At 33.4% G+C, this 25,534-nt stretch carries 30 protein-coding genes; 9 read left to right on the top strand and 21 right to left on the bottom strand.

Going from position 1 to position 25,534, the window contains the following annotated elements; all coding sequences use genetic code 11:
* Positions 1-17 precede the first annotated feature (17 nt).
* On the bottom strand, positions 18-980 hold the full coding sequence (locus ACTJIW_RS23465; RefSeq protein WP_440716659.1) for a helix-turn-helix transcriptional regulator: 963 nt from the start codon (positions 978-980) through the stop codon (positions 18-20).
* Positions 981-1,073: 93 nt separating this feature from the next.
* Between ACTJIW_RS23465 and ACTJIW_RS23460 the strand changes: the two genes are divergently transcribed.
* Complete coding sequence (locus ACTJIW_RS23460; RefSeq protein WP_440716658.1) at positions 1,074-2,237, top strand: FAD-dependent oxidoreductase; 1,164 nt, start codon at positions 1,074-1,076, stop codon at positions 2,235-2,237.
* Between the two features lie 121 nt (positions 2,238-2,358).
* Here ACTJIW_RS23460 and ACTJIW_RS23455 read toward each other — a convergent pair whose 3' ends face one another.
* The 3 genes from ACTJIW_RS23455 to ACTJIW_RS23445 are packed head-to-tail and all read right to left on the bottom strand — an operon-like array spanning position 2,359 to position 3,537.
* The gene (locus ACTJIW_RS23455; protein ID WP_440716657.1) at positions 2,359-2,733 is read right to left on the bottom strand and encodes a DoxX family protein; all 375 of its coding nucleotides are present in this window, start codon (positions 2,731-2,733) and stop codon (positions 2,359-2,361) included.
* Between the two features lie 6 nt (positions 2,734-2,739).
* A complete protein-coding gene (locus ACTJIW_RS23450; protein WP_121361221.1) occupies positions 2,740-3,207 on the bottom strand; it encodes an SRPBCC domain-containing protein in 468 nt (155 codons plus the stop codon).
* Between the two features lie 3 nt (positions 3,208-3,210).
* Positions 3,211-3,537 (bottom strand): ArsR/SmtB family transcription factor, encoded by a 327-nt coding sequence (locus tag ACTJIW_RS23445; protein WP_149207381.1) that lies wholly within the window; start codon positions 3,535-3,537, stop codon positions 3,211-3,213.
* A 150-nt stretch (positions 3,538-3,687) separates the two neighbouring features.
* On the opposite strand from ACTJIW_RS23445, the gene ACTJIW_RS23440 reads away from it, so the two are divergent.
* Entirely contained in the window at positions 3,688-4,035 is a 348-nt protein-coding gene (locus ACTJIW_RS23440; protein WP_440716656.1) for a DUF2200 domain-containing protein, read from the top strand.
* Between the two features lie 57 nt (positions 4,036-4,092).
* Here the strand turns inward: ACTJIW_RS23440 and ACTJIW_RS23435 are convergent, their stop codons facing one another.
* The 9 genes from ACTJIW_RS23435 to ACTJIW_RS23395 form a co-directional block, all read right to left on the bottom strand.
* Positions 4,093-5,145, bottom strand: coding sequence for a linear amide C-N hydrolase (locus ACTJIW_RS23435; RefSeq protein ID WP_440716655.1), 1,053 nt, complete (start codon positions 5,143-5,145; stop codon positions 4,093-4,095).
* A 157-nt stretch (positions 5,146-5,302) separates the two neighbouring features.
* Positions 5,303-5,548, bottom strand: coding sequence for a hypothetical protein (locus ACTJIW_RS23430; protein WP_254796588.1), 246 nt, complete (start codon positions 5,546-5,548; stop codon positions 5,303-5,305).
* A 253-nt stretch (positions 5,549-5,801) separates the two neighbouring features.
* Complete coding sequence (locus ACTJIW_RS23425) at positions 5,802-6,734, bottom strand: transglutaminase-like domain-containing protein (RefSeq protein ID WP_012024893.1); 933 nt, start codon at positions 6,732-6,734, stop codon at positions 5,802-5,804.
* An 18-nt stretch (positions 6,735-6,752) separates the two neighbouring features.
* Entirely contained in the window at positions 6,753-7,604 is an 852-nt protein-coding gene (locus ACTJIW_RS23420; protein ID WP_440716654.1) for a substrate-binding domain-containing protein, read from the bottom strand.
* Between the two features lie 52 nt (positions 7,605-7,656).
* Positions 7,657-8,130 (bottom strand): DUF4265 domain-containing protein, encoded by a 474-nt coding sequence (locus ACTJIW_RS23415; RefSeq protein WP_012024895.1) that lies wholly within the window; start codon positions 8,128-8,130, stop codon positions 7,657-7,659.
* Positions 8,130-8,522: a VOC family protein gene (locus ACTJIW_RS23410; RefSeq protein WP_012024896.1), complete on the bottom strand. Its 393-nt coding sequence runs from the start codon at positions 8,520-8,522 to the stop codon at positions 8,130-8,132. The genes ACTJIW_RS23415 and ACTJIW_RS23410 overlap by 1 nt, the downstream gene beginning before the upstream one ends.
* Positions 8,523-8,557: 35 nt before the next feature.
* Positions 8,558-9,427: a nucleoside phosphorylase gene (locus ACTJIW_RS23405; RefSeq protein WP_440716653.1), complete on the bottom strand. Its 870-nt coding sequence runs from the start codon at positions 9,425-9,427 to the stop codon at positions 8,558-8,560.
* A gap of 100 nt (positions 9,428-9,527) precedes the next feature.
* Complete coding sequence (locus ACTJIW_RS23400) at positions 9,528-9,860, bottom strand: translation initiation factor (RefSeq protein ID WP_012024898.1); 333 nt, start codon at positions 9,858-9,860, stop codon at positions 9,528-9,530.
* A 131-nt stretch (positions 9,861-9,991) separates the two neighbouring features.
* Positions 9,992-10,942, bottom strand: coding sequence for an isopenicillin N synthase family dioxygenase (locus ACTJIW_RS23395; protein ID WP_012024899.1), 951 nt, complete (start codon positions 10,940-10,942; stop codon positions 9,992-9,994).
* Positions 10,943-11,307: 365 nt separating this feature from the next.
* On the opposite strand from ACTJIW_RS23395, the gene ACTJIW_RS23390 reads away from it, so the two are divergent.
* On the top strand, positions 11,308-13,284 hold the full coding sequence (locus tag ACTJIW_RS23390; RefSeq protein ID WP_440716652.1) for an alpha-ketoacid dehydrogenase subunit alpha/beta: 1,977 nt from the start codon (positions 11,308-11,310) through the stop codon (positions 13,282-13,284).
* A gap of 163 nt (positions 13,285-13,447) precedes the next feature.
* Here the strand turns inward: ACTJIW_RS23390 and ACTJIW_RS23385 are convergent, their stop codons facing one another.
* From ACTJIW_RS23385 to ACTJIW_RS23370, 4 genes are all read right to left on the bottom strand, one after another.
* On the bottom strand, positions 13,448-14,419 hold the full coding sequence (locus tag ACTJIW_RS23385) for a quinone oxidoreductase family protein (protein ID WP_440716651.1): 972 nt from the start codon (positions 14,417-14,419) through the stop codon (positions 13,448-13,450).
* An 86-nt stretch (positions 14,420-14,505) separates the two neighbouring features.
* On the bottom strand, positions 14,506-15,081 hold the full coding sequence (locus ACTJIW_RS23380) for a Crp/Fnr family transcriptional regulator (RefSeq protein WP_440716650.1): 576 nt from the start codon (positions 15,079-15,081) through the stop codon (positions 14,506-14,508).
* A gap of 17 nt (positions 15,082-15,098) precedes the next feature.
* On the bottom strand, positions 15,099-15,566 hold the full coding sequence (locus tag ACTJIW_RS23375; RefSeq protein ID WP_440716649.1) for a hypothetical protein: 468 nt from the start codon (positions 15,564-15,566) through the stop codon (positions 15,099-15,101).
* 8 nt (positions 15,567-15,574) lie between these two features.
* Complete coding sequence (locus tag ACTJIW_RS23370; RefSeq protein WP_440716648.1) at positions 15,575-15,982, bottom strand: glyoxalase; 408 nt, start codon at positions 15,980-15,982, stop codon at positions 15,575-15,577.
* 125 nt (positions 15,983-16,107) lie between these two features.
* On the opposite strand from ACTJIW_RS23370, the gene ACTJIW_RS23365 reads away from it, so the two are divergent.
* Complete coding sequence (locus tag ACTJIW_RS23365) at positions 16,108-16,536, top strand: hypothetical protein (RefSeq protein WP_440716647.1); 429 nt, start codon at positions 16,108-16,110, stop codon at positions 16,534-16,536.
* 112 nt (positions 16,537-16,648) lie between these two features.
* Here ACTJIW_RS23365 and ACTJIW_RS23360 read toward each other — a convergent pair whose 3' ends face one another.
* Positions 16,649-17,908, bottom strand: a complete 1,260-nt coding sequence (locus ACTJIW_RS23360; protein WP_012024906.1) for a mechanosensitive ion channel family protein — start codon at positions 17,906-17,908, stop codon at positions 16,649-16,651.
* A complete protein-coding gene (locus ACTJIW_RS23355) occupies positions 17,901-18,194 on the bottom strand; it encodes a DUF3817 domain-containing protein (RefSeq protein WP_012024907.1) in 294 nt (97 codons plus the stop codon). The genes ACTJIW_RS23360 and ACTJIW_RS23355 overlap by 8 nt, the downstream gene beginning before the upstream one ends.
* Before the next feature lie 104 nt (positions 18,195-18,298).
* Between ACTJIW_RS23355 and ACTJIW_RS23350 the strand changes: the two genes are divergently transcribed.
* From ACTJIW_RS23350 to ACTJIW_RS23335, 4 genes are all read left to right on the top strand, one after another.
* On the top strand, positions 18,299-18,832 hold the full coding sequence (locus ACTJIW_RS23350) for a DUF6155 family protein (protein ID WP_440716646.1): 534 nt from the start codon (positions 18,299-18,301) through the stop codon (positions 18,830-18,832).
* A 109-nt stretch (positions 18,833-18,941) separates the two neighbouring features.
* The gene (locus ACTJIW_RS23345) at positions 18,942-20,480 is read left to right on the top strand and encodes a DEAD/DEAH box helicase (RefSeq protein ID WP_012024909.1); all 1,539 of its coding nucleotides are present in this window, start codon (positions 18,942-18,944) and stop codon (positions 20,478-20,480) included.
* Positions 20,481-20,670: 190 nt separating this feature from the next.
* The gene (locus tag ACTJIW_RS23340; RefSeq protein WP_440716645.1) at positions 20,671-22,005 is read left to right on the top strand and encodes a DEAD/DEAH box helicase; all 1,335 of its coding nucleotides are present in this window, start codon (positions 20,671-20,673) and stop codon (positions 22,003-22,005) included.
* Positions 22,006-22,087: 82 nt separating this feature from the next.
* Entirely contained in the window at positions 22,088-23,356 is a 1,269-nt protein-coding gene (locus tag ACTJIW_RS23335; protein WP_012024911.1) for an NAD(P)/FAD-dependent oxidoreductase, read from the top strand.
* Positions 23,357-23,434: 78 nt separating this feature from the next.
* On the opposite strand, the gene ACTJIW_RS23330 is transcribed toward ACTJIW_RS23335, so the two are convergent.
* Positions 23,435-24,664 (bottom strand): multidrug effflux MFS transporter, encoded by a 1,230-nt coding sequence (locus ACTJIW_RS23330; RefSeq protein WP_440716644.1) that lies wholly within the window; start codon positions 24,662-24,664, stop codon positions 23,435-23,437.
* Positions 24,665-24,778: 114 nt separating this feature from the next.
* Here ACTJIW_RS23330 and ACTJIW_RS23325 point away from each other — a divergent pair, with 114 nt between their 5' ends.
* Positions 24,779-25,198 (top strand): hypothetical protein, encoded by a 420-nt coding sequence (locus ACTJIW_RS23325; protein ID WP_073410511.1) that lies wholly within the window; start codon positions 24,779-24,781, stop codon positions 25,196-25,198.
* Between the two features lie 64 nt (positions 25,199-25,262).
* On the opposite strand, the gene ACTJIW_RS23320 is transcribed toward ACTJIW_RS23325, so the two are convergent.
* A partial coding sequence (locus tag ACTJIW_RS23320; protein ID WP_440718488.1) for an XRE family transcriptional regulator occupies positions 25,263-25,534 on the bottom strand: 272 nt, incomplete at its 5' end.

The raw sequence follows: 25,534 nt of genomic DNA, 5'->3' as shown, positions 1-25,534 counted from the left end.
AAAATTAATCACTTAGGTTATAAGCTGGAATATTTTTTCGGTTTTAAACCAATATGCTGTTCAAAAACCCTTGAAAAATGGCTTAAATTGGTAAATCCTAACTCATAGCCAACTTCTGAAACAGATAGATGATTTTCCTTTAAAAGCCTTGCCGCTTCCTGCATTCTCATAAACTGATAATATTCAAAAACACCTTTTCCAAAAGTCTGTTTGAATAATTTTCGAAGTTTTGGCTCACTCATTCCGGCTTCTTTGGCTAATGAAGCGATATCAGGTGCTTTATCAAGATTGGACTGTAGATGGTATTTTATGGCATAAAGGGATTTGATGTCTTTAATATGAATACCGCTTGCAGGGGTTTCATCCCGCTGCAATAATAAAGCGAAAATGTGACATAAAAGTTCTTCGCATTTGAGCTTATTATAATGATTTTCTAAACTTTCAGGAACCAATTGGTGAATCATTTCACTTGCTGTTGTGACCATTGCAGGAGAAATTCCGGTTTCATAAACAAAAGTATCTTTAGAAGTAAGAATGCTTGAAATAACAGGATGATGCAGTGTGCCAAATCGCTGCTGTAAATATTCTCTGGATGCTGAAATCGTTATGCTTTTAAAAAAAGTATTTTGAGGCATTGCAATTACAGACGAAACAGACTGCATACAGATAAAAACATTGGGCTGTTCTGGAGAGAGTTTTTCTTTTTGATGCAAAGAAGTATCAAAAATACCGCTTAGAAAAAATATTACATTTTCTTGTCCTTCGGGAATTTCATTTTTGCGTTCGAGTACAATTTCTTCTTTTAAATAATAATTCCGAATCATCATACGCAGCTCATTGCCCCAGGTAAATCCGGTCATATAACCTTCGCCTAATTTTTCGGGAATATCCACAAAACGACCGCGGACAGAAGCTCCCATTGCATCGGCAAGCTTATGCAGAATTCCTGAACCGTTTTTATCTGTAACTTCAATTTTCATTTACGACTATTTTAATATCAAAATAGGATATTTTACCTATAAAGATACTGATAATTTTGTAATTGAAATTTTAAACAATAAAAAAGAATAAGTATGTTACTAGATAATAAAAAAATAGCAATCATTGGCGGAGGCCCAGGCGGATTAACTCTTGCCAGATTATTACAGGGAAAAGGCGCATTAGTAAAAGTATACGAGAGAGATCAGGATCGATACGTTCGCCAGCAGGGTTCTACATTAGACTTACACGAAGACACAGGGTTAAAAGCTTTGCTGACTGCAGGATTAATGGATGATTTTAAAAAGAATTACCGCCCCGGAGCTGATAAAATGAAAATTACTGATCGTAATATGACAGTGGTTTACGATGATGGTAATGAAAAACCGGAAGAAGATTTTGGCAATGTGCATTTCCGCCCGGAAATAGACCGAGGTCCGCTGCGTGATGTATTAATTTCATCTATAAAAGAAGAAAATATAGTATGGGATTCTAAGTTTACAGAAATGAAACCATCTGGATCCAGCTGGGAAATTTCTTTTGAAAACGGAACAACTGCTTATGCTGATTTGGTTATTGCTTCTGACGGTGCCAATTCGCGCGTTAGAAAATATATTACAGATATTCAGCCTGTATTTTCTGGAGTTACTGCAATTGAAATCAATGTTTATAATGCCGAAAAGAATGCACCTAAACTTTGGAAACTGGTTAACGATGGGAAAATATTTGCACTAGAACAAGGAAAAACACTTTTATTTAGTGCCAAAGGTGATGGAACTCTTACGCTTTTAATTGGTTTAAAAACAGCACATGACTGGCTTGCAAAATCTGGAATTGATTTTACAAATAAAACCGAAGTTTCAGAGTGGTTTAAAAAAGAATTTAAAAACTGGAATCCGGACTGGCAGGAACTTTTTGAAAGTGATGACGTTTGGCTTACACCGCGCCCTATGTATCATTTTCCGCTAGATCAGTCTTGGAAACCTTTGCCAAATCTAACCATGATTGGAGATGCTGCGCATCGTATGCCGCCGTACGCAGGAGAAGGAGCAAATCAGGCGCTGGCTGATGCATTAGAATTATACGAGGTTTTAACTTCTAATTTATTTGTGAATATGGAAGATGCAATTGGCTTTTTTGAAAAAAGAATGTGCACCAGAACTTCTGAAATTACCGAAATTACTTTGCAGCAAACAGAGGCAATGCACGATGAAAATAACCTGCAGCTTTTACTTGATTTTTTTAATGAAGTTGTTTAATAGTCTCAGTATTCAGTCTCAGTATTCAGTCTCAGTATTCAGTCTCAGTGTTCAGTCGCAGTATTCAAGTTGTTTTAGCACTGAACACTGAGACTGAGACTGAAAACTGAGACTGTAAAACTTAATCTACAACTTTTCTCTCAGCAGGTCTAAAATACCAGGAAATAACAGTTAAAACCAATAATAGGGAAGGGCCAAAATAGGCGATTCCTGAATCTCCAACGGCAAAATGAGAAAATACAGCACCACTCATGGCAAAAATAAAACCAGCATAAGCCCATTCTTTTAATAAAGGAAATTTTGGGATTAAAATTGCGATTACGCCCAATATTTTCCAAATACCCAAAATGGTCAAAAAGTATAGCGGATAACCTAAATGAGCCATCATATCGGCTTCTTCTTTCATTTTTAACAGCTGTACGATTCCAGTTGAAGTCATGCCTAAAGCCAGCCAAAGTGTGGCAATCCAGTAAATAATTTTGTTTCTTTTGCTCATGATGATTTATTTTAGTTGATTAACGATTTCTTGTAAACGATTGTGTGCCATATTCAAACCTTGTGCAAAAGGCAGTTTTAACTGGTAATCTCTATGCTCAACTGATTTGTAAATAGTCTGAATGGTTATTTTGCTGGTTTCATCTGTCAGTTTTTCAAATTCCAGAAACTCTAACTGAGGTGCAAAATTTGCATTGTCCATTTCAAAAGTTCTGGTGATTCTCTTGTTCGGAACAAAATCATGGATTACACCATTGGCACTAAACACCACATTTCCGTTTGGATCTTTGGTTTCAAACTGCCAGCTTCCGTGTTTTTTATTTTCTAATTTTAAAACCTTTGTTCCCATCCATTGTTCTACAATTTCGGGTTCTACATACGCTTTAAAAAGCAATTCAAGAGGGAGGTCAAATTCTCTTGTAATCAGGATTTCCTGCTGTCCGTTTTCGGCACTGATTTTTGTTTTGCGTTCCATAAACTAATCTTTTTTAGGTTTGTAGTTCTTCATTATACTTTCTAATTTATTAAAACGATCATCCCACATTTTGCGGAACGGCTCTATAAAATCGGCTACTTCCTTAATTTTTTGTGGATTGATATAGTAATAAATTTCCCTTCCGTTTTGCTGCTGGTCAAGCAATTCGCATTCTGTCAGGATTTTAATGTGTTTTGAAATCGTCTGTCTCGACGAATCAAAATTTTCCGCTATTGTACCGGGAGTCATAGCTTGTATGGCTACCAGGTTTAAAATTGCTCTTCGGGTTGGATCGGCAATTGCCTGAAAAACATCTCTACGTATTTCCATTGTGCAGTTATTTGACTGCAAATATAATGCAGTTATTTGACTGCGCAATAGTTTTTTGAAAAAATTTTAGATATTAATTTGAAAAAGGGGATTACACTTTGATCCTTTTAGCTCAAAAAATCATAATTTTAGATATCTAAAAAAGAAATCATGAACAACAAGGTTTTTCAATATTCGTTTGCCAGTATTTATCGATTATACAAAGAAAAAGTAGAAAAGAAAGGCCGTACAGCAGAAGAAGTAGATACTGTTATTCTTTGGCTTACAGGTTATAATGACAAACAACTTAGAGATCAGATTGAAAAAAAGGCGGATTTAGAAACCTTTTTTGCTGAAGCACCAAATCTGAATCCGAATGCTTCGAAAATTACGGGAGTAATTTGCGGTTACAGAATTGAAGAAATCGAAGATCCACTGATGCAGAAAATTCGTTATATGGATAAATTAGTAGATGAATTGGCAAAAGGCAGAAAAATGGAAAAGATATTACGAGAATAAATAAACCCCTCTAAAATCTTATTTTAGAGGGGGTTTAATAATTTTTATAGTTAACGTTTAATCTAGTCCGGCAAATTTAAATGTTGCTGTAGGTTTAAAATTCATAGACGATTCTCCAGAATAATTTTCGTTATTCGCCAAACTGAGTTTTTTTACTTTTCCTTTTTCAGTAAAATCCAGTTTACTAAACTCAACCCAAACTACATTCGGATTTAGTACATTATCAAAATAATAAACCAGATTTTTATGATCTGCGACAGTTCTCCATCTTGTAGAAGAAATATTAGGTTCTGTTTCTGAGGAAATTCCCAGCGGAACAGAGCAGTTTCTAATTACACCAAAAACACTGGCAAGGGCAGTTCTTGTATTATCTGTTTTGGGGATTGCATCAATATAATAGGAAGCTCTTACAAAACGATCTGCTGCACGATTAGTTCCCGGCAGCATAATTGTTCCCGGAATACTCTGCCAGTAAGTATTAATCGCTAATTGGTGATCAAAAATAGGGGAGTTGGTCATGGCAACATATTTTCGGTCATGATGAATAACCAGATTTCCATTAATATATTCAAAAATAGCATTATCTCCAGTTGAATCTGATAAAGACAAATGCACAGTTGCAAAAATATCTGTTCCCGGAATATGTGACGATGCCACCACAAAATCTTTTTTCTCTAAAGCGCTTACGGCTTCGGCAACGGTTGAATAATTATCCAAAACATACTGCAGCCATAAAGAAACAGCCAGTCCTTTTACAGGACCGTTTTTTACAAATTTAGGATACGCAGATTCTACCAGCCACAAAAGATTACCGGCAAGACCTTTTTCATTCATTCCGTCAGAAGAAGCAATATCCCAAGAACTGGTTACAACACTTCCGTATTTTGATTTCCATGTAACTGAATTGTTTCCTGCTTCGCCAAATCGTTCAATTCCTCTTGGAAAAAGCCATAAATTAGCTGGAATTTCGCCTTTCCAGTCCATAGAACGGGCAGTTATAATAGTGCCGTTTAAACCTTCGTAAACTATTCTAGTACAAGGAAAAGCTTCCTGCAGAAACAGAATACTCAATAAAGCTGCAATTGCTGATAATCTCTTTTTTAATTTCATAATGGTGGTATTAAAATTTAAAATTTGATTTTTGTCTTACGCACAGCTAATTTAATAATTTCAGAAGTAATAACTTACAGTATATCAATGATTTTAATTGTTGTAAAAGTTTAAGCATAAAAAAAGCCGCTTACAAAGCGGCTTTTAAATATTTTTGTTATTCTATTTTTTTGAGTGTCAGTTTTACCTCTTTACTATCCAGAATTAATTGATCGCTCGTAATAGTACTTTCGCAAGGATATGGGGTTCCAACTTCATCTTTAATCACTAAACTTTTCCCGCCTTTTGTTAAAGCGTAAGTGCCGTTTGTTATCTCTCTTGTTAAATATCCGGTAACATGTCCGTCTTTTGTAAACGTTAGAGTTCCATCGGTTAAAATAACAGTTTTTAAGGAGTCCGACATGGGGATTTTCGGTTCTACGGCTGTTATTTTCCAAGAGTTAATCAGTTTATTTCTACCCTTAGAACATGAAATCATTAATACTGCTGCCAATGCAAGCCCGAAGATAAATAGTTTAGAATTTTTCATGATTTTGTGATTAATAATTAGATAGGAAAAAGATACAAAAAAAAGTTTTACCCCTAACATTTTATTAACATAAAATATCTGGTTTCTAATACCTTAGTAAAAATAAGGGTTAATAAAGTTCTAAAAATTAATTAAGTGTTAAGGCTCCCAGAATTTCTTCATACATAAATGGGCCGCCTGGGTATTTTGCGGTATAATCCAGATTCATCCAGACTTGTCCGCGTTCATCGATATGGTAATGTATTTTTTTACCATAACTTTCTTTTTGAAAAAGAACATTTTTAATTAAATAATTGACCTTTTCCAGATCGATCATAGATCCAATAAGTATTTCAGGATAAATATGACCTTTGGTATGAATAAGTCTCGGTGTTCCTCCAATAGAACGAATAGCCGCAGCCATTAAAATAGAATGATCGTCGCAGTCTCCAGAGAAATATTCTAATGATTCGCTGGCAGTGGCAATATAATCGCCGTCTTTAGGATCGTTTACATAATTCCAGCGTCCGTTGATTTCTTTAAAAACAGCAAAACACTGAATAATCGTTCTATAGTCAGAGTAACCTTTTATGCCTTTAAAATGCTTTGAAGTGGCCATAATCGCAAAATTTCGGACTTTGGGGTTCTGGTATTCAATTGCATTTATAATTTTTGATTTATTAGGAAACGGAAGCAACTTTGCAACCACAATATCCTGCGGATACGGATTGTCTGACATGGTATAGATCATCGAATTGTAATCTTCTGAAATCTCACTAAAACCATAATTTCCAATAACCGATCCGTAAAATAAAATCAATAAGTAAACTGCGACACATAAAATAATTATGGTACGCAGATACATTAATAGAAAGAAAATAGCAGCAAAAACAAAAATGAATATAAAAACACGATCGAGATTGAATGCCCATTCTAAATCTATAAGATTTTGATGCAGAATGATAAATATCGGAATTGTAATAAAAAGACTCAACACAGAAATAATAATCCTGTCCCAAGGTGATTTCACCTGTAATTTGGATTTTAACTGCGGAAGGTCAATTTTAGGAAAATTTATCATAAGAATCAAAAGCAGTATTTACAGCGCTTTTACCGTTTCAACAAAAGTACTTTTTTTATCAATAATTCCCAGATCAAATAATTGATTTTGAATTTTGACAAACGCTTTTTCACTTAAATGTTTTTGTGACCATTGTGTTAGTTTCAGCCATTCCTGAATGTCTTCGACTTTTTGATTAAATAAATCTGCCAAAGTTTTATCAATATCAGGAATCTGCGCAAAATCGTGCGTTGTTTTGTTGATGATTTCTAATACTTTTTCGACTGCTTTAGCATTCTTTTTAAGGAATTCATCACGAACAACAATCACAAATGAAGGCCATGGAGTAGGGCAGTCACCTACACGTCTAAAAATTCCCTGATCTACAAGCGGTTTTGTCATAAAACGTTCCCACATAAAATAATCAGCGGTACCGTTTGTTAAAGCTTCAACAGCGCCGTCGATTGTATTTATAATTTCAAATTGCAGATTATCGCTGTTCCAGCCTTGTTCGTTTGCGTTTACATACGCCATTAGCTGTGATCCCGAACCAATTCTCGAAATAGCGGCTTTTTTGTTTTCTAAATCTTTTACAGTCTGGAAATCTGATTTTGCTGCTACGTGAATTCCCCAGATTAAAGGCGACTGAACGTAAATTTGAACAATTTTACTTGGATTTCCAGCTGTGATATCTTTTACAATTCCTTCGGTTAAAATTACGGCCATATCTGCTTCTCCTTCACGCAGCATCTGACACATTTTGCCAGTGCCTTCAGGAACGTTTTTCCATTGCAAATCGATATTTTCTGCTTCAAATTCGCCATTTTCAATGCATAAATGCCATGGCAGATTGAAGTGCTCAGGAACACCTACAATTTTTACAGTTTTCATTATAGTTTGAGTTTAAGTTAAGTTTGGTATGCGTATTCTTAAGTTTGTTTGTTTAGTTTTTTAATAAATCGGCCCTGTGTTTATCGGAAAGACAAGGCTCAGCGTATTGAATTGTGTCATTGGCTTCGTATTCATTTAAAATGCTTCTTACAATCGAATAATCAACGTCGCGAACCACTTCAACAGAAATAAAACTATCATTTAATCCTTCAGACAAACAATTTATTACTTTTAATTTTTCTCTGATAATTTCTTTATCGAAACCTTTTTCTAAAATGATAACCTGAACGATTGAATTTCCTGAATTTTCTATCGTTTCTTTGTAAACCAGACGTTTTTCATCTTCATCAAATTCGGCGTAAAATAAATCATCGGTCGCTATTAACGGCCCGAAGAATGGAATATTATCTAATTTAAAAAGTCCTTTTTCTAAATCAACAATTTCGGCCCACATGGTTTCTGAAACCGTTTCTTCTAAATAATCACTATAATATTTAAATAATATTTTTTTATGTGTTTCCTGCATTATTCTATTTCGCTTATTACAGCTTTTAATGGTGATATAATGATGCGATAACCGTCTGGATCCTGAATCATGGTTCCGTTTTCGTTCCAAAAAGGATTAACGGCCGCTATCGTTTCAATATTTTGGTGTGAAATTTTCTTAATTAATTCGTTATAATCTAAAATGCTCTTAGGGTAAAGCACCGTAATGTCATCTTCGTCAAACGAATGTTTTGCTTTTGTATTAGATTGTGTAAATTCGAAATGCCAGTCAAGTCCTGATTTTCCAATAAAAATTCCATCGTAATTATTGTGGTTATCAAAACCTCCTAAGAGTTCAAATCCAAGGATATTAACGTAAAAATCCTCGATTTTCTTTAAATCATTCGTATGTCTGGCAACTCGTAAAAACATAAATTTTAGATTTTAAAAATTATCAATTTTTCTAATTAATTCCCTGCCAATTTATTTAATGTATATGTAATTAATTGGTCTACTGCTTTATAAGGATCTTCACTAAAAGTTCCCGAAGCACGATTGGCAATAATAGCATTTAAAGATAAGGCATTATGTCCTAAAAGAGAAGAAAGCCCATAAATTGCTGCTGTTTCCATCTCTAAATTGGTAATACGGTTATCATTAAAATTAAAATTATCCATTTTGCTGTTCAATTCCTCATCTTGGATATTTAAACGTAAAACGCGTCCCTGCGGACCATAAAATCCTCCGGCTGTAGCAGTTATTCCTTTAAAAATTTTATCAGATTCGATAATTTTTTCCAGTTTTTCAGAACATGGAATTACGTAAGGTCTTCCTTTTTTAATATCCCAATTGGTATGCTGAATAAAAGCATCTTCGAGTGCAGCATTCGAAACTTCATCAATTAAATAGGAGCGAAGCATATTATCAAGTCCTAATCCGAATTTTGACATTACAAAGCTGTCAACAGGAATATCGGCTTGTAATGAACCCGAAGTCCCGATTCTGATAATATTTAAAGATGTCAATTTTTCTTTTGGCTGACGTGTTTTTAAATCAATATTTACAAGAGCATCCAGCTCATTAATTACAATATCAATATTATCAGGACCAATTCCGGTAGACATTACAGAGATTCTTTTTCCTTTGTAAATTCCGGTTTGGGTTTTAAATTCTCTTTTTTGAGTTGAATATTCGATTGAATCAAAAAACTGGGTGATTTTTTCAACTCTGTTTTGGTCTCCAACAAAAATTATATCGTTGGCAATATGTTCAGGACGAAGGTTTAGGTGGTAAATGCTTCCGTCTGGATTAAGTATTAATTCTGATTCTTTTATCATTTTTTTTTAAGTTGCTAAGGTTCTGAGATGCTAAGGGTCTAAGTTTTTCTGTTTCATGTTTCAGGCTGCGTAACTTGAAACTTTAAACGTGAAACTATTTTTACCCGCCGACTCTTTTAGTTTTAAATCCTTTTTCTTTTAAAATAGCCATAATTTTGTCGCGGTAATCACCTTGTATAATGATTGAGTCGTCTTTAAAAGTACCGCCAACGCTTAATTTTGTTTTTATTTCTTTAGCTAATACTTTAAAATCTTCATCACTTCCTTCGTAACCTTCAATTATGGTTGTGGGTTTTCCTTTTCGCTTTTCGAATTTACAGATCATAGGTTCTTTCTGCACATACAAAACGTGATCTTGTTCCTGAATTTCCTCTGGTTCATTTGTTTCTACGTGATCGGGAAATAAGTTTTTTAATTGATCTTTTAAGTCCATATTTTTTTAATTCTGTAAAATAAATTTCCAACCATAAAGGTATTTAAAAATTAAATTCCAAACCCCATAACAGAGTTTGGAATTTGGAATTTTTTATCCTGACAAAAACAGGATTGAAATTTATTTAATTTTTATTTTTTTATTAAACCTAATTCCACTAAACGTTCATGTAAAAACTCTCCCGCAGAAATATCCTCATATTTTTTAGGATTTTCTTCATCGATACAATTTTCAAGACAATCTAAACGCATATCGCTTACAGGATGCATAAAGAACGGAACAGAATAACGAGAAGTTCCCCATAATTCTCTTGGCGGATTTACAACCTGATGAATAGTCGATTTTAATTTGTTGTTTGTATGTCTTGATAACATATCTCCAACATTAATTACTAATTCGTCATCTGCTGCAATAGCATCAATCCAATCTCCGTTGTGGTTTTGAACCTGAAGACCTTTACCCTGAGCTCCCATTAATAAGGTAATTAAATTAATGTCGCCGTGAGCTGCTGCACGAATCGCATTTTCCGGCTCAGAAGTAATTGGCGGATAATGAATTGGTCTTAAAATAGAGTTTCCTTCTTTTGCATATTCATCAAAATAAAACTCATCTAAACCAAGATGTAAAGCCAAAGCTCTTAAAACATAAATTCCTGTTTTTTCAAGCATTTGATAAGCTTCTTTTCCTACTTCATTAAAACGAGGAAGTTCTTTTACTTCAACGTTATCAGGGTATTCTGAAGCCCATTTTGAATCTTTGTCAACATACTGGCCAAAATGCCAGAATTCTTTCAAATCACCTTCTTTGCGTCCTTTAGCATGTTCTTTTCCAAAAGAAACATAACCTCTCTGGCCGCCAATTCCGGGAATTTCATAATTATGCTTAGTTTCTACTGGCAAGGCGAAAAATTTTCTAATTTCACCATAAAGTTCGTCTACCAATTTGTCATCTAAGAAATGACCTTTTAAGGCAACGAAGCCAATGTTTTCAAATGCACTGCCGATTTCATTTACAAATTTTTGTTTACGTTTCGGGTCGTCCGAAAGGAAATCACGTAAGTCTACACTAGGAATGTTTTGCATACTTTACATTTTTATTTAAGAAAAAAGGTATAAACCTTTCAATAACAAAGGTAGATAATATTTTAGATTTGAATTTAATGTTTGTCCATAAAATTTAGTTTATATGTAATTTTTAATATAAAATGAGAACATTAATTTATAAATATTCAAAAAATGCAACATATATTTCTGTAGTTAAAATATTACAATTTTTACAGATCAATTAAAATTTCCTTTTATATTTGCTCTCGATTTTTTTTATTAGAAACCTATAATTATTTTTCTATTTTTATAAAATCAAAACATAAATAACACATTTCAAATATTTAACAAATAAAAGCTTAATTGTTATATTTTTATATATTTGAATAAAAAATAACCTAATAATGATCTTTTACAGAGAAAACCTAACCGACGAAAAATTACTAGATTTATATAAAAAACTTCTAAAACCGCGCTTAATCGAAGAAAAAATGCTGATTTTGATTCGACAGGGAAAAGTTTCTAAATGGTTTTCAGGAATAGGACAGGAAGCTATTGCGGTGGGAGTTACATCTGTTTTAGACGATTCTGAATATGTATTGCCGATGCACCGAAATCTGGGCGTTTTTACAACCAGAAACATTCCTCTGCACAGACTTTTTTCGCAATGGCAGGGAAAAGCAAACGGTTTTACAAAAGGCCGTGACAGAAGTTTTCATTTTGGAACTCAGGAATACAATATAATAGGAATGATTTCGCATTTGGGTCCGCAGCTTGGAATTGCTGACGGAATTGCCCTGGCGAATAAACTTCAGGATAATAAAAAAGTTACCGCTGTTTTTACCGGAGAAGGAGCAACGAGCGAAGGTGATTTTCACGAAGCATTAAACATTGCTGCAGTTTGGAAACTTCCGGTAATGTTTATTATCGAAAATAATGGCTATGGACTTTCTACACCAACAAATGAGCAGTATTTATGCGAAAATCTAGCCGATAAAGGAATAGGTTATGGTATTGAAAGCTGGATTATAGACGGAAATAATATTGTTGAAGTTTACAACAAGTTATCAAAACTTAAAGAAGAAATGATAGCAGATCCGCATCCGGTTTTACTGGAATTTAAAACTTTCAGAATGCGCGGGCACGAAGAGGCGAGCGGCACTAAATATGTTCCGCAGGAATTAATGGAACAGTGGGAACTTAGAGATCCTGTTACCAATTATAAAAAATATCTAACTGAAATTGGAGTTCTTACAGAAGAACTTGATGAGAAATATAGAGCTGAAATTAAACAGGAAATTGATGAAAATTGGGCAATGGCTAATGCCGAACCAGAAATTGAACCTACTTACAGCGGAGAATTAGATGATGTTTACAAACCTTTTCAATATGAAGAGTATACACATAATTCTGAATCAAAAAACATTCGTTTTATTGATGCTATTCGCAACAGTTTAGAACAATCTATGTGGCGCAATAAAAACCTGGTTATTATGGGGCAGGATATCGCTGAATATGGCGGAGCTTTTAAAATTACTGAAGGTTTTGTTGATGCTTTTGGAAAAGACAGAGTACGAAATACGCCAATTTGCGAAAGTGCAGTTGTTTCGACCGGAATGGGATTATCTATAAACGGATATAAAGCAATTGTAGAAATGCAGTTTGCAGATTTTGTTTCAACTGGATTTAATCCGATTGTAAATTTATTGGCAAAATCTCATTACCGCTGGGGCGAAAAAGCCGATGTTGTGGTGCGTATGCCTTGCGGAGGCGGAACGCAGGCAGGACCTTTTCACTCACAGACAAATGAAGCCTGGTTTACCAAAACTCCAGGTTTAAAAGTGGTATATCCGGCTTTTCCATACGACGCAAAAGGTTTATTGAATACCGCCATAAACGATCCGAATCCGGTTTTATTTTTTGAGCACAAACAGTTGTACAGAAGTATATACCAAGACGTTCCGACAGATTATTACACACTTCCGTTTGGAAAAGCGTCTTTAATAAAAGAAGGAAATGCAGTAACCATTATTGCTTTTGGAGCTCCGGTTCACTGGGCTTTAGAAACTTTAGCCCAACATCCTGAAATAGAAGCTGATTTAATTGACTTAAGAACATTGCAGCCTCTTGATACCGAAACTATTTTTGCATCGGTTAAGAAAACAGGAAAAGCTGTTATTTATCAGGAAGATACTTTGTTTGGCGGAATTGCCAGCGATATTTCGGCTTTAATTATGGAAGAATGTTTCCAATACTTAGATGCTCCGGTAAAAAGAGTGGCAAGTTTAGATTCGCCAATTCCATTTACAAAAGCGCTTGAGGACCAATTTTTACCAAAAGATCGTTTTGAGGAAACTCTATTGGAACTATTAAAGTATTAATTATATAAATAGGTTTTTAACACATAGAAACATAGTTTATGAAAACCTATAAAAGGCGTTTCACTTACTATAAATAAACATAGCTATGTGTGAGAAACTAGTTTCTTTTTATATTCTTCTTTAAGACATAAAAAACTATGTTTCTATGTGTTTAAAAAACTTTTTATATCCAGACAACCAATCGTTTGCCATCTGGAACTTCTGCGTTCCACATTTTTTCGATATCGGCTAAATTCACTTTTTCGATATTTACTTTTATTTTGTTTTGAGAAGCTAAAAGAAACATTTCAGGAAGAATTTCTGAGAATAACAATTTCACTTCCTCTTTTGTCCAGCTTCCTAAACCTGAACCAGATAACTGAAGATCAACGCTGCGCAAAATAGAAGCTGACAATTGAATTGTATCTCCAGACATAGAGCCTACAGAAACATAACGTGTTTTGGGAGTGAAATTCCCGTTTCCTTTTAAAATAGAAAGAATAAGCTCAGCCGAATGTCCCCACAGATAATCTAAAACAATATCAATGGGAGTGCTTTTATGAATTTCTTTTAACTGAGAAATAAACAATTCATCATCTTGTTTTAAAGAAATAATTTCATCAGCATCTAATTCTAAAAGATTTTGAAGTGTTTTTTTATTTCTTCCGGTTACGATTATTTTCTTTGCACCGTAATGTTTTGCAATCTGAATTGCCATTTGTCCTGTAAATCCTGTTGCTCCGTTAATTAAAACCGTTTCTCCGGGCTGTATTCCGGCTCTAAAACGAAGTGCCATTGCTGAGCCTGCAACCGCATTTGGCATGGCTGCCGCCACTGCATTATCGATTCCTTCTGGTAACACAACCATTCTGTTTTTCTCTACCAAAGCTTTCTCTGCAATTGTTCCAGAAATACCGCGGGCGTAAACTCTCGTTCCATTTTCTAGTAAACCAATTGCGTCACTGCCAATTACAGTTCCGTTTGAATTATCACTTTCTGAAGAATAATGCTGGCCGCTCACAATTCCTTTATCCAGATTTGTAATTGCCACGGCTTTAACCGAGATTAAAATCTCATTTTCATTTGCTGTTATTGGTTCTGGAAATTCGGCATATTTAGGCAATTCGCCTTTTTTATAAACTACTGCTGCTTTCATAATTTTAAGATTATTAAATTTTATGAAGCAAAATTACAGGGCCGTTTACGGGCAGGCGATAACATTTGTTATCAAATTCAAAAAGGTTATTTTTTGTGTGCCAATTTACTTTTAATTCGGCTTAAATGAACCGTGCTTACGCCGAGATAAGAGGCAATATAATGCTGCGGAACACGCTGGATTATCTGAGGTTTTTCTTCAATTAAACTGAGATAACGCTGAGCAGGGGAGTCTTTTATGAAAGAAAAAAAATGTTTCATATAATCAAATGTTCTTTGAAAAAGCATATTGATTAAACGATCCCGAAGTTCCGGGATTTCTTTTATTTCTTCCAAAATTGTATCGACATCTTTTTTATGAATCCACCATAAAACAGAAGGCTCTATGGTTTCGACCACAACCGGACTTGGGAATTTTTTAATAAAACTTTCAATAGAAGCCACGCTCTGATTTTCGAAAAAGAACTGTGAAGTCAAATCTTTTCCATTATTATTAAACCAAACCCTGATACAGCCTTTTTCGATTATAAAAAGCTTTTTAGAAATTTCGCCTTCTTCTATCAAAACGGTTTTGGCCGGAACTTCAATACGATTAAAATAACCGGTGTATTCGTTCCATTTTTCATCGGTTAAAGGGAATTTATTTCGGAATTGATTGAACATCTTTTTTAATAAAATCATTAATCAGTATTAGAATTATATCCTGTTTTTCTTGACAAAATATGGATTATAATGAACTTTAATAAGTTCAAATCTTTTTCATCAATATTTAAAATTATTTTTTGAGGAGAATTCCATAACTTTTGCTTCGTTTCTGCTACCTTATTTCCTTTATATGTATAAAAACAATTTTGATTAAAAGATAAAAAATCACTTTTCTGATTTTTTATAGTTTTACCTCCATCAAAATAAATAAGGTCTTCAGAAATATCTTCAATATTTGAATCCTGAAATAAAATCTTATATTTTAAAGATCTAAAAGGAGTTTCATAACTTTGAATCTCTAGAATGAGTTTATGGTTAGAATCAAAAATTTTAATTAAATTTTTTCGAAGCCAATTGAACTTTATCGTAGAATAAAACAATAATTTTTCATCTTTATAAACAAATAGATTTTGTTCCTTATTTTCTACAATTTCTATTTCCATTCAAAAAATCACTTCGAATCAGATTCTACCTCAAACAACTGCACCTGACTTTTCAGTCTGTCAATCAACAAATTCATCATTCGTTTGTTTAAACTTGATGAATTTTGAATATAAGTATCATATTCTTCAATTGTAAAGAGCGCCATTACAATTCCTTTTAAAGAATTTCTAAACTTAATATCTTTTTGAATGGAATTTTCTATCGTCTGAAGTTTCTTTTCGACCGTATAGGAATAAAAATCGGGTTTATTTTTGTTTATGTAGTTAATAAAAACTGCAATAAACAAATCGTTTTGAAGTTTAAGTATAGGTCTAATCGTCTGATTTTGAAAGATCTCATCTGAAGAAGATTGAGCACTTACAGTTCCTAAAGTTTCGCCTCTGAATTCTCTTAAAAAAGTGTCTCTATCTGCCATGTTTTTTATTTAAATTTAGAAAAAAATCTAATACAAAAATCAAATTACTATATAAGTTATATTAGAAATTTAAGATTGAGTTCCTTATAATCTTATAATTCTTATATTGCTCTAAAAAAATCAAGATGAATATAAAATCATTTTCTTTCCTTCTTTTAATTTTAATTGTAATCGTGTCTTGTAACTCAAAGGAGAATAAAGATAATTATAAAGAAGTTTTTTATCAGGCTGTAAATGATAAAGACACAGCAGTTTTAGCCATAAAAGTAAGCGATAAACGTTTTTATGGACGCTACGAGATTTCATATTATCAGTTTGGAAAAGATTCCGGAGATGTAAGAGGGGATATCAAAGGAAATACATTAACGGGAGATTTTCATTATATTTCAAATGGCGGCAGCTGGAAAAGAATTCCTTTGGCTTTACTAAAAAAAGACAACAAATTAATCCTGGGAAATGGTGTAATAGGAACTTACATGAATCTTCCGTGTTTTATTCAGGGAACTTTAAATTATAATGATCCTAAGTTTGTTTTTAAAGAAGTTAGGAAGTAGTTTTCAGTTTTCAGTCGCAGTCGCAGTCTCAGTTTTCAGTACAAGTAAAACCTGCGACTGAGACTGAAAACTGCGACTGAAAACTGAATACTGAGACTGAATACTAAAAAAATCACCTATCCAATCTTCCAATCTGTGATGGCAGTTCGAATATTTCAAGATCGAAATAAATAACAGAAGCCATAACATGATCGAAAATATCCGACATTATATATTCGTAGTTTGCCCAGCGTTTATCGCTCGAAAAAACATAAATTTCTAACGGAACACCATGTGCGGTAGATTGCAGCTGGCGGCACATAATATGCATATTTTTGTTTAATCCCGGATGATCTAACAAATACTGCATAATATATTTTCTAAACATACCTAAATTGGTCATATTACGACCATTAAGCAAAAGAGATTTATCAATGCCTCTAAGCTCATTATACTTTTCAATTTCGGCTTGTCTGGTTTCGATATACGAAGTTATAAGCTGTATTCCTTTCATGTGATTCAAGTCATCATTGTTTAGAAAACGAATACTGCTGCTTTTTATTAAAACGTGTCTTTTAATACGTCTTCCGTCAGATTTCTGCATACCGCGCCAGTTCTGAAAAGAATCTGAACTCAGGGCATACGTTGGAATCGTAGTAATGGTATTATCAAAGTTGCGGACTTTTACAGTCGTCAGATTGATTTCGATTACATCTCCATCCGCACCAAATTTATCCATTGTAATCCAGTCGCCAATACGAACCATATCGTTTATGGCAACCTGAACACTCGAAACAAATCCAAGAATAGTATCTCTGAAAATAAGAATGATAATAGCCGAAAGTGTTCCTAAAATGGTTAGTAATTCGCCCTTTTTGATTCCGAATAGAGTTGAAATAATCATCGCTACTCCAAAAATCCAAAGCACGATCATGATAACCTGAACAAAACTGTCGATAGGTTTATCGCTGTATTCCGGCTTTTGTTTTAAATAGTCGCGTAAAGCGTTAAAAATGGTCCTGATGATCCATAAACTAATTAAAACGATATAAATGCCCACAATTTTTCCAAAAAGCAGTTCCCAGTATTCATACTTATCTAAAATAACCGGAACAGCTTTATAAATAAAGAAAAACGGAATTAAGTAGGCTGTATATTTTGTGGTTTTGTTGTGTATTAAATAATCGTCAAATTTAGTTTTGGTACGCTGGGCAAATACTGCTGTAAGCGTAACCAAAACAAATTTGGCGATATAATAAATTGCATATGCCAAAACCAGCATAATAGCAATATTAATAACAAGACTAATGTAAGACGCAAAATTGCGGTTCATTCCCCAGTCTCTAAAAAGCGGATATAAAAAATTGAATATTTTATCCAAAAGCTTATGCATTTGCTTTAGTTTCTAAATACTTTTTCTCGATGTAAAATGTTCCAAACGGAATTAGAGAGGCGATTAGTATAATTGCAAAAGTTTTAAAATCCCAATTTTGAGATTTTTTTAGTAAAAAAGCCAAAATAATATAACCAATAAAAAGGATTCCGTGTGTCATTCCTAATGGTCTTAATAAAGTATGGTAAAGTTCAGGATTGTTAGTTTTAATGATAAGCATATTGGCGAATAAAACTAAATATGAAATTCCTTCTAAAATAGCGGTAACTTTAAAAATCTTAAGCATGTAGATATATTTTTGAGATTATGCAGGCAAAATTAAGTATTAGGATTGGTTTTTGGGTTATGTGTCAGGAAAGTAATTTACTTTTGTATTCTTAAACTTTGATAATGAGCAAACGCGATTTAAAAAAATATTTAGCCGAATTAACCAAAGAACAACTAGAGGAACAACTCATTGAATTGTATGAAAAGTTCAGTCCTGTAAAAGTCTATTATGACTTTGTTTTTAATCCAAAAGAAGACAAACTGCTGCAGGAATCAAAGGTTAAAATTTCGCATGAATATTTTCCGGTAAAAAAGCCCAATGCAAGATGGCGTCCAAAAGCAAAAATGCGGCGCTCTGTGGCTCAAAAAATCATAAAACATTTCATTTCTTTAGGTGTTGATTCATTTATAATTGCCGATTTGATGCTTTATAACATAGAAATTGCGCAAACGTATTCGTCAAATAATTTTATTAAGCAGGAATTGTTTTACAAAAGCATGTTTAATTCATTTGAGCAGGCAGTAAATTTTGTTATTTCAAATGGAATTTTGACTGAATTTAAAGCAAGAATTGAAGCAGTTTATCAGGAGACTTTGCAACAAAAATGGAAAAACAGGTATGATTTTGAAGCAATTCTGGAGAAAATTGACTTTTAAAAACATTTCCTATAAAAAATCTTAGTTTAAAAAAAACATTTATTTTAGGTTAAAATAAGATGAATAACTGTTTTTTAGATGTATTTTTGCAAAAATCCAAAAATAAACAATGTCTCAAAACACTTTAGAAATAGAAAGAGAAGAGAAAAAAGAACTTTATGCATACCAAAAAGGCGATATTGATGCCATTTTTGACCGCTTAGATAATGCTCCTCCAAAACATCATTTATTGTATCAATTGCCAACAGGAGGCGGGAAAACAGTAATATTCTCAGAAATTGTACGTCGTTATTTATCTAATAATGACAAAAAAGTGGTTGTTTTAACACACCGAATCGAGCTTTGCAAACAAACTTCAAAAATGCTGAAAGGCTTTGGCGTAAGCAACAAAATAATCAACAGTAAGGTAAAAGAACTGCCGGACCAAAACGATTATTCTTGTTTCGTTGCGATGGTCGAAACTTTAAAAAACCGTATTAATGATGAAAAACTGCATCTTGATAACATTGGTTTGGTGATTATTGATGAGGCACATTACAATTCATTCAGAAAATTATTAAACTCATTTAAAAATGCTTTTATTTTAGGAGTTACAGCAACTCCGTTGAGTTCTAACATAAAACTGCCAATGCACCAAAGCTATGACGAACTTATAGTAGGTGATACAATTGGCTCTTTAATAGACAAAGGATTTTTGGCCAGAGCTACAACATACAGTTATGATGTGGGTCTGACTTCATTAAAAGTGGGTATTAATGGAGATTACACCGTAAAATCTTCAGATGATTTATATACCAACTCAATGATGCAGGAAAAACTGCTTCATGCCTACACAGAACGTTCTTTAGGAAAAAAGACCCTGATTTTTAATAATGGTATCCATACCTCTTTATATGTATATGATACTTTTAGAGAAGCAGGTTACGATATCAGACACCTTGACAATACAAGCAGTTCTGAAGAACGTAAAGATATTTTACAGTGGTTTAAGAAAACTCCAGACGCTATTTTAACTTCTGTAGGGATCTTAACAACCGGATTTGATGAACCTACTGTTGAAACCATTATCTTAAACAGAGCAACAAAATCATTAACTTTATATTTCCAGATGATTGGCCGAGGTTCTCGTAAATTACCTGGTAAAGATGAGTTTACAGTTATAGATTTAGGAAACAACGCTGCTCGTTTTGGATTGTGGAGCGAACCTGTAAACTGGCAGCATATCTTTAAATCTCCTGAATTTTATCTGGAGAATTTAAGAGATGATACTGAAATCGAAATGTTCTTTAAATACAGCATGCCGCCAGAATTAAGAGCAAAATTCAGCAAAACGGCCGATGTAACTTTTGATATAGATGAAGAACATAAACTGGCTATTAAGCAAAATTTACGTTCTAAAATTGTATTAGACAAATCATTAGAACAACACGCCGCAATGTGTGTTGATAATACCGAGACACTTCAGGAAGCTAAAGCGCTTTCTAAAGAATTAGATGATGATATCGAATGCCGAATTAAACGTTTTGCAAAATGTTTAAGCCAGTGCAGTAAAAACTACCGCGAATGGCTTCTGGATGATTACAAGCAAAGATTAACCTTGCTGGTAGGTAAGAAATACCGCGAAAAAATCATGAACGAACCGGATTGATAAATTTAGAGGAAAGTCTAAAGTTTAAAAGTCATAAAGTTCCTTATAAGGAATCTTAAATAAAGTAAACCATTAAGATGTTTTGATTTATTTCAAATGTCTTAATGGTTAAATAATTTTAAAGGGAAATAAATCACTTAAAGATTTTAGGAAAATCTAAATTCTAAAGTCAAAAATCTAAAATTAAATCATGTCTAAACAATTCTCAACATTAGGAATTTCAGAACCTATTTTAAAAGCTTTAAGCGAATTAAATATTGTTGAACCAACAGAAATTCAACAAAAAACAATTCCGCTTTTATTAGCTGAAAACCATGATGTTGTAGGTTTGGCTAAAACCGGAACCGGAAAAACAGCCGCTTTTGGACTTCCATTATTACAATTAATTGACACAAAATCAAGTGCTGTTCAGGCTGTAATTTTAGTGCCGACAAGAGAATTAGGACATCAGATTTTTAGAAATTTAGAAGATTTTTCAAAATATATCCCTAACATTTCAATTGCAGCAACTTGCGGCGGAATTCCAATAAAACCTCAAATTGAGCGTCTTAAAACTCCAACTCATATTATCGTAGCCACTCCGGGGCGTTTAATCGATTTGATTCAGAGAAAAGCAGTAGACTTAAAACAAACCCAATATTTAGTTTTAGACGAAGCCGATGAAATGGTTTCGATTCTAAAAGAAAGTCTGGATGAAATTTTAACCGAAATTCCTAAAAAACACCGTACTTTATTATTCTCAGCAACTTTGCCGGGAACTATAAAACAATTGGTTCAGAATTATTTGAACAAAAATGTAGTTCAGGTAAGCGCAAGTATGGAAGTTGTAGGCAATCAAGGAATTGACCACCAATATATTGTAGTAGACCCTATTGAAAAACTAGACGTTTTAATGCACTTTTTAAATTCAAGAGAAGGAGAAAGAGGTATTATTTTCTGTAAAACAAAAGCTGCTGTCAACAAATTAGCCAAAAATCTGGCAATAAACCGTTTTTCTTCTGGAGCTATTCATGGAAGCTTAACACAAGGAATTCGTGACAGAATCATGGAGCAGTTTCGTGAAGGTCATATTAATATTCTGGTTGCGACCGATTTAGCCGCAAGAGGAATTGACGTAAAAGAAATCTCTTATGTTGTAAATTACCATTTACCTGATGCTTACGAAACCTATGTTCACCGAAGCGGAAGAACTGCCAGAGCAGGAGCAAAAGGGCTTTCGCTGACTGTTTTACAAGAAGATGAAGTTTTTGAAATTGCTGATTTTGAAAGAGAGTTAGGTCTTACGTTTTCTAAGTTCCAAAAACCGTCTGCATTAAGTATTGAAGAAAACAATACACTTTTATGGGCGAAACAAATTTTTAAAACTAAACCCAATCATGATATCTCAACTGATTTAAAAACGAAAGTAAAAACCGTATTTCATCATTTGACTAAAGACGAACTTATCGAGAAATTAATGGCAAATTATATTTTGCAAAACAAAATCGATATAGTTGATAAAACAGTTAAAAAAAGCAAAAAGTAGCAAAGATGACTTTTGTCATTGTTTATTAAAGTTGTACATTTATAAGGAATTATTTTATAATCCTACTTAATAAACAACATATATGAACATAGTCATAATAGGAGGTGGTTTTGCGGGAATAAATCTCGCAAAAGAGCTCGTTAACCATCCAGACATACAAGTAACCCTTGTAGACAAAAACAATTATAACTTTTTTCCGCCGTTAATATATCAAGTTGCGACAGCTTTTTTAGAGCCGTCAAGCATTAGTTATCCATATAGAAAATTTTTTGCTGGTAAAAAAAATCTTCAGTTTCGTTTAGGCGAACTTCTTTCTGTAGTTCCAGCCGAAAATAAAATCATTTTAAATAATGGTGAATTATCATACGATCACCTTGTTTTTGCAACAGGAGCAGAAACGAGTTATTTTGGTATGGAGAATGTAATGAAAAACGCCATTCCGATGAAAACTCTTAATGATGCCATCGAAATGCGAAATACACTGCTTAAAAATCTTGAAAAAGCGGCCATTTGCAAAGACATGCGCAAACGTCGTAAATTATTAACGATTGTTGTTGCTGGAGGAGGACCAACAGGAGTTGAAGTTTCTGGAATGTTTGCCGAAATGCGAAAAAGCATTCTTTTAAAAGAATATCCAGAATTAGACACATCTGCAAGTAATGTATATTTAGTAGATGGAGGCGATGCACTTCTGGCTCCAATGAGCAAAGAATCTCAAAAAGATACTTTAGACGCCCTGACAAAATTAGGAGTTGTAGTAAAATTAAACACTAAAGTTGTTGATTACGTTGACGATACCGTATTTTTTGAAAGCGGAGAAACTATCAAAACCAAAAACTTAATCTGGGCTGCCGGAGTTTCTGCTAAAATTTTTGAAGGAATTCCGCAGGAAAGTTACGGTCGCGGCCGACGCATGGCTACAGATCAATACAATAAGGTAAACGGACTTGAAAATGTTTATGCAATTGGTGATACTGCAATTTTAGCCGGCGATAAAAATTTCCCTAACGGACACCCGCAAGTTGCTCAGGTTGCTATTCAGCAAGGATTAAATCTAGCGAAAAACTTTAAGGCAATGACAAAAAACAAACCGTTGAATCCTTTTACTTATAAAGATAAAGGTTCAATGGCAATTATTGGAAAAGCAAAAGCTGTAGTAGATTTACCAAGTCCAAAATGGCATTTTAAAGGATTTTTTGCATGGATTATCTGGTTGTTCATCCACTTGATTTCTTTAATTACCTATAGAAACAGATTAAACACATTTTGGAACTGGATGGTTGCTTACTTTGCAAGAGACCAGTCTCTTAGAATGATTATCAGACCAGATAAAAGATCTCAGGAGAAATAAGAAATTCCTATAGATTGAGATACTATAAAAAAAGCCAGAATTTTTGATTCTGGCTTTTTTTATAGAAATTTCTACCCATTAATGAGCAAGTATAGTGTCATCATCAGCGGCTATTTCTACTTTATTTTTGATAAATCTTTTTCCGATATTTAAAACTATAAAGGCAATAATTGTAGTTACAGTCATAATAAGAACCATAGGCGCTACAGAATCCTTTACAAAAACTCCAACAGCAAATGAGGCCAAAGATCCTAATCCTAACTGAATTGCGCCCATTAAAGCCGAAGCACTTCCTGCATTTTTTGCAAAAGGAGCCATTGTAAGCCCGGCAGTATTAGGGTTTGAAATTCCTAAACAACCCAGAAAAATAAACAGGATTGCTATAGTTTCATATAAGCCTAGTAAATTGTTTAAAGAAAGTATTAGGAAAACAATGCTAACGACAGACTGCAGGATTAATGCTCCAAAAATCATTTGTTCACTTGAAAATCTCTTTAATAAAACAGAATTTAACTGGCTTGAACCAATAAAACTTACAGACATAAAGGCAAAAATCCATCCATAAGTTTTAGCATCAACATGATAAATATCCATAAAAATGATAGGAGAGGCCGCTACATACGTAAATAATCCCGAAAATGCGATTGCTCCGGTAAATGCATACGTGTAAAATTGCGGTTCTTTAAGAACTTTTAAAAAGTTCGAAATAATTGGTTTTGGTTTTAATGATATTGAAGTATCTGGTTTGTAACTATTTGGAAGTCCAATTTGTGAAGCTGCCAAAATTGCAATTCCCATAAACATTAATATAGAAAACACAGTGTGCCAGCCGTAATCTTCGGTAACATAACCGCCAATTGTAGGCGCCAGCATTGGCGAAAGACCTAAAACAAGCATTAAAAGCGAAAATACTTTTGGAATATCTTTTACAGGAAATAAATCACGAACCATTGCTACAGAAGCAACTGTTGCAGCACAGCTGCCGATGGCCTGAACAAAACGCAAGAAAATAAATGTATCAATATCAGTTACATACGAACAGCCCAAAGAAGCTAAAATATAAACCATTAAACCAATAAAAAGTGGTTTTTTGCGCCCAAAACGATCTAATAAAGGTCCATAAAGCAATTGTCCGGCAGAAATTCCAATAAAATAACTCGATAAACTCATGGATACTTTTGCAACAGAAGTATTTAAATCTTTTGCAATACCAGAGAATCCCGGTAAATACATATCAATTGAGAATGGACCAAGAGCAGTTAATGAACCTAAAATAAGAATAAGTTTGATGTATTTTTTTGTAGTCATTTTAAAAAAGGGGCTTGTAATTTCCTGCAAAGATAAAGATTTCGTATCTTGTATAGTATTGAATGCATTTTAATATCTAAAACAGAACTTTATTAATCCAAAAATTAGAAAATTATGAAGAATTGTATTTTGTTATTAGCCTTTATTTTTACGTCCGTTTCATTTGCTCAGACCATTACATCAAAGAAAGAAGATGTCAGTGCTGCGCAGTATGATTTAATACAAAAAGTTAATCAATTTTATCCGGATATCACGGTAAACAAAACGATTACCAATTTTTATGCAGATGGAACTATTATTGACTCTCAGCAGGAATTTGATTTATCCGGATCGAAATTTACAAGTTACAAACTAGGAATTGAACCTGATAATAAAAAGCTGTTATTTCAGTATGAATCTCCTGAAACCGGAAAAGTTTACGGAGACGTTTCAGTTTTTAAAGGAAATGTTTTGAGAACAACATTCTCTGATAAAACAAATCAGATTGAAGTTTCGCTTAACGGAAAATCCGTTTATTTGAAAAAAATAAAATAATTTTTCAAATACGAGAAATTTAAAGCATCACATAATGTGATGCTTTTTTTATGAAGTATATTGTTTACTTGTTCTGAATCAGCTTTTCCAATTTATCAATCATTTCCTTTTGCTGCAATAACATACGCTCATAAAGCTCTACCATTTTATCAATAGGGTTGAATGTAGGTTGATTGTTAAAAAAAGCAGGTTGTTGACAATTATCAAAAGAAGCATTATTTGATATAATATTTATTGCTTGTTCTTCATCAAAATTTTCGATAGCTTGAACAGGAACTTTAAGAATTTTAGCAACCTGAGCTAAAATATCAGTTTCAATCAATTCTTTTTGCTCCA

It is taken from the genome of Flavobacterium sp. 22659, from assembly GCF_052044235.1.
GTDB lineage: Bacteria > Bacteroidota > Bacteroidia > Flavobacteriales > Flavobacteriaceae > Flavobacterium > Flavobacterium johnsoniae.
The sequence above is the reverse complement of the archived record's forward strand: the minus strand, read 5'-3'. Positions and strand labels throughout refer to the sequence as shown.

Excerpts from the sequence above, each read along its gene's own strand:
- ACTJIW_RS23465 (WP_440716659.1), bottom strand. The coding sequence starts at position 980 with ATGAAAATTGAAGTTACAGATAAAAACGGTTCAGGAATTCTGCATAAG.
- ACTJIW_RS23460 (WP_440716658.1), top strand. The coding sequence starts at position 1,074 with ATGTTACTAGATAATAAAAAAATAGCAATCATTGGCGGAGGCCCAGGC.
- ACTJIW_RS23455 (WP_440716657.1), bottom strand. The coding sequence starts at position 2,733 with ATGAGCAAAAGAAACAAAATTATTTACTGGATTGCCACACTTTGGCTG.
- ACTJIW_RS23450 (WP_121361221.1), bottom strand. The coding sequence starts at position 3,207 with ATGGAACGCAAAACAAAAATCAGTGCCGAAAACGGACAGCAGGAAATC.
- ACTJIW_RS23445 (WP_149207381.1), bottom strand. The coding sequence starts at position 3,537 with ATGGAAATACGTAGAGATGTTTTTCAGGCAATTGCCGATCCAACCCGA.
- ACTJIW_RS23440 (WP_440716656.1), top strand. The coding sequence starts at position 3,688 with ATGAACAACAAGGTTTTTCAATATTCGTTTGCCAGTATTTATCGATTA.
- ACTJIW_RS23435 (WP_440716655.1), bottom strand. The coding sequence starts at position 5,145 with ATGAAATTAAAAAAGAGATTATCAGCAATTGCAGCTTTATTGAGTATT.
- ACTJIW_RS23430 (WP_254796588.1), bottom strand. The coding sequence starts at position 5,548 with ATGTCGGACTCCTTAAAAACTGTTATTTTAACCGATGGAACTCTAACG.
- ACTJIW_RS23425 (WP_012024893.1), bottom strand. The coding sequence starts at position 6,734 with ATGATAAATTTTCCTAAAATTGACCTTCCGCAGTTAAAATCCAAATTA.
- ACTJIW_RS23420 (WP_440716654.1), bottom strand. The coding sequence starts at position 7,604 with ATGAAAACTGTAAAAATTGTAGGTGTTCCTGAGCACTTCAATCTGCCA.
- ACTJIW_RS23415 (WP_012024895.1), bottom strand. The coding sequence starts at position 8,130 with ATGCAGGAAACACATAAAAAAATATTATTTAAATATTATAGTGATTAT.
- ACTJIW_RS23410 (WP_012024896.1), bottom strand. The coding sequence starts at position 8,522 with ATGTTTTTACGAGTTGCCAGACATACGAATGATTTAAAGAAAATCGAG.
- ACTJIW_RS23405 (WP_440716653.1), bottom strand. The coding sequence starts at position 9,427 with ATGATAAAAGAATCAGAATTAATACTTAATCCAGACGGAAGCATTTAC.
- ACTJIW_RS23400 (WP_012024898.1), bottom strand. The coding sequence starts at position 9,860 with ATGGACTTAAAAGATCAATTAAAAAACTTATTTCCCGATCACGTAGAA.
- ACTJIW_RS23395 (WP_012024899.1), bottom strand. The coding sequence starts at position 10,942 with ATGCAAAACATTCCTAGTGTAGACTTACGTGATTTCCTTTCGGACGAC.
- ACTJIW_RS23390 (WP_440716652.1), top strand. The coding sequence starts at position 11,308 with ATGATCTTTTACAGAGAAAACCTAACCGACGAAAAATTACTAGATTTA.
- ACTJIW_RS23385 (WP_440716651.1), bottom strand. The coding sequence starts at position 14,419 with ATGAAAGCAGCAGTAGTTTATAAAAAAGGCGAATTGCCTAAATATGCC.
- ACTJIW_RS23380 (WP_440716650.1), bottom strand. The coding sequence starts at position 15,081 with ATGTTCAATCAATTCCGAAATAAATTCCCTTTAACCGATGAAAAATGG.
- ACTJIW_RS23375 (WP_440716649.1), bottom strand. The coding sequence starts at position 15,566 with ATGGAAATAGAAATTGTAGAAAATAAGGAACAAAATCTATTTGTTTAT.
- ACTJIW_RS23370 (WP_440716648.1), bottom strand. The coding sequence starts at position 15,982 with ATGGCAGATAGAGACACTTTTTTAAGAGAATTCAGAGGCGAAACTTTA.
- ACTJIW_RS23365 (WP_440716647.1), top strand. The coding sequence starts at position 16,108 with ATGAATATAAAATCATTTTCTTTCCTTCTTTTAATTTTAATTGTAATC.
- ACTJIW_RS23360 (WP_012024906.1), bottom strand. The coding sequence starts at position 17,908 with ATGCATAAGCTTTTGGATAAAATATTCAATTTTTTATATCCGCTTTTT.
- ACTJIW_RS23355 (WP_012024907.1), bottom strand. The coding sequence starts at position 18,194 with ATGCTTAAGATTTTTAAAGTTACCGCTATTTTAGAAGGAATTTCATAT.
- ACTJIW_RS23350 (WP_440716646.1), top strand. The coding sequence starts at position 18,299 with ATGAGCAAACGCGATTTAAAAAAATATTTAGCCGAATTAACCAAAGAA.
- ACTJIW_RS23345 (WP_012024909.1), top strand. The coding sequence starts at position 18,942 with ATGTCTCAAAACACTTTAGAAATAGAAAGAGAAGAGAAAAAAGAACTT.
- ACTJIW_RS23340 (WP_440716645.1), top strand. The coding sequence starts at position 20,671 with ATGTCTAAACAATTCTCAACATTAGGAATTTCAGAACCTATTTTAAAA.
- ACTJIW_RS23335 (WP_012024911.1), top strand. The coding sequence starts at position 22,088 with ATGAACATAGTCATAATAGGAGGTGGTTTTGCGGGAATAAATCTCGCA.
- ACTJIW_RS23330 (WP_440716644.1), bottom strand. The coding sequence starts at position 24,664 with ATGACTACAAAAAAATACATCAAACTTATTCTTATTTTAGGTTCATTA.
- ACTJIW_RS23325 (WP_073410511.1), top strand. The coding sequence starts at position 24,779 with ATGAAGAATTGTATTTTGTTATTAGCCTTTATTTTTACGTCCGTTTCA.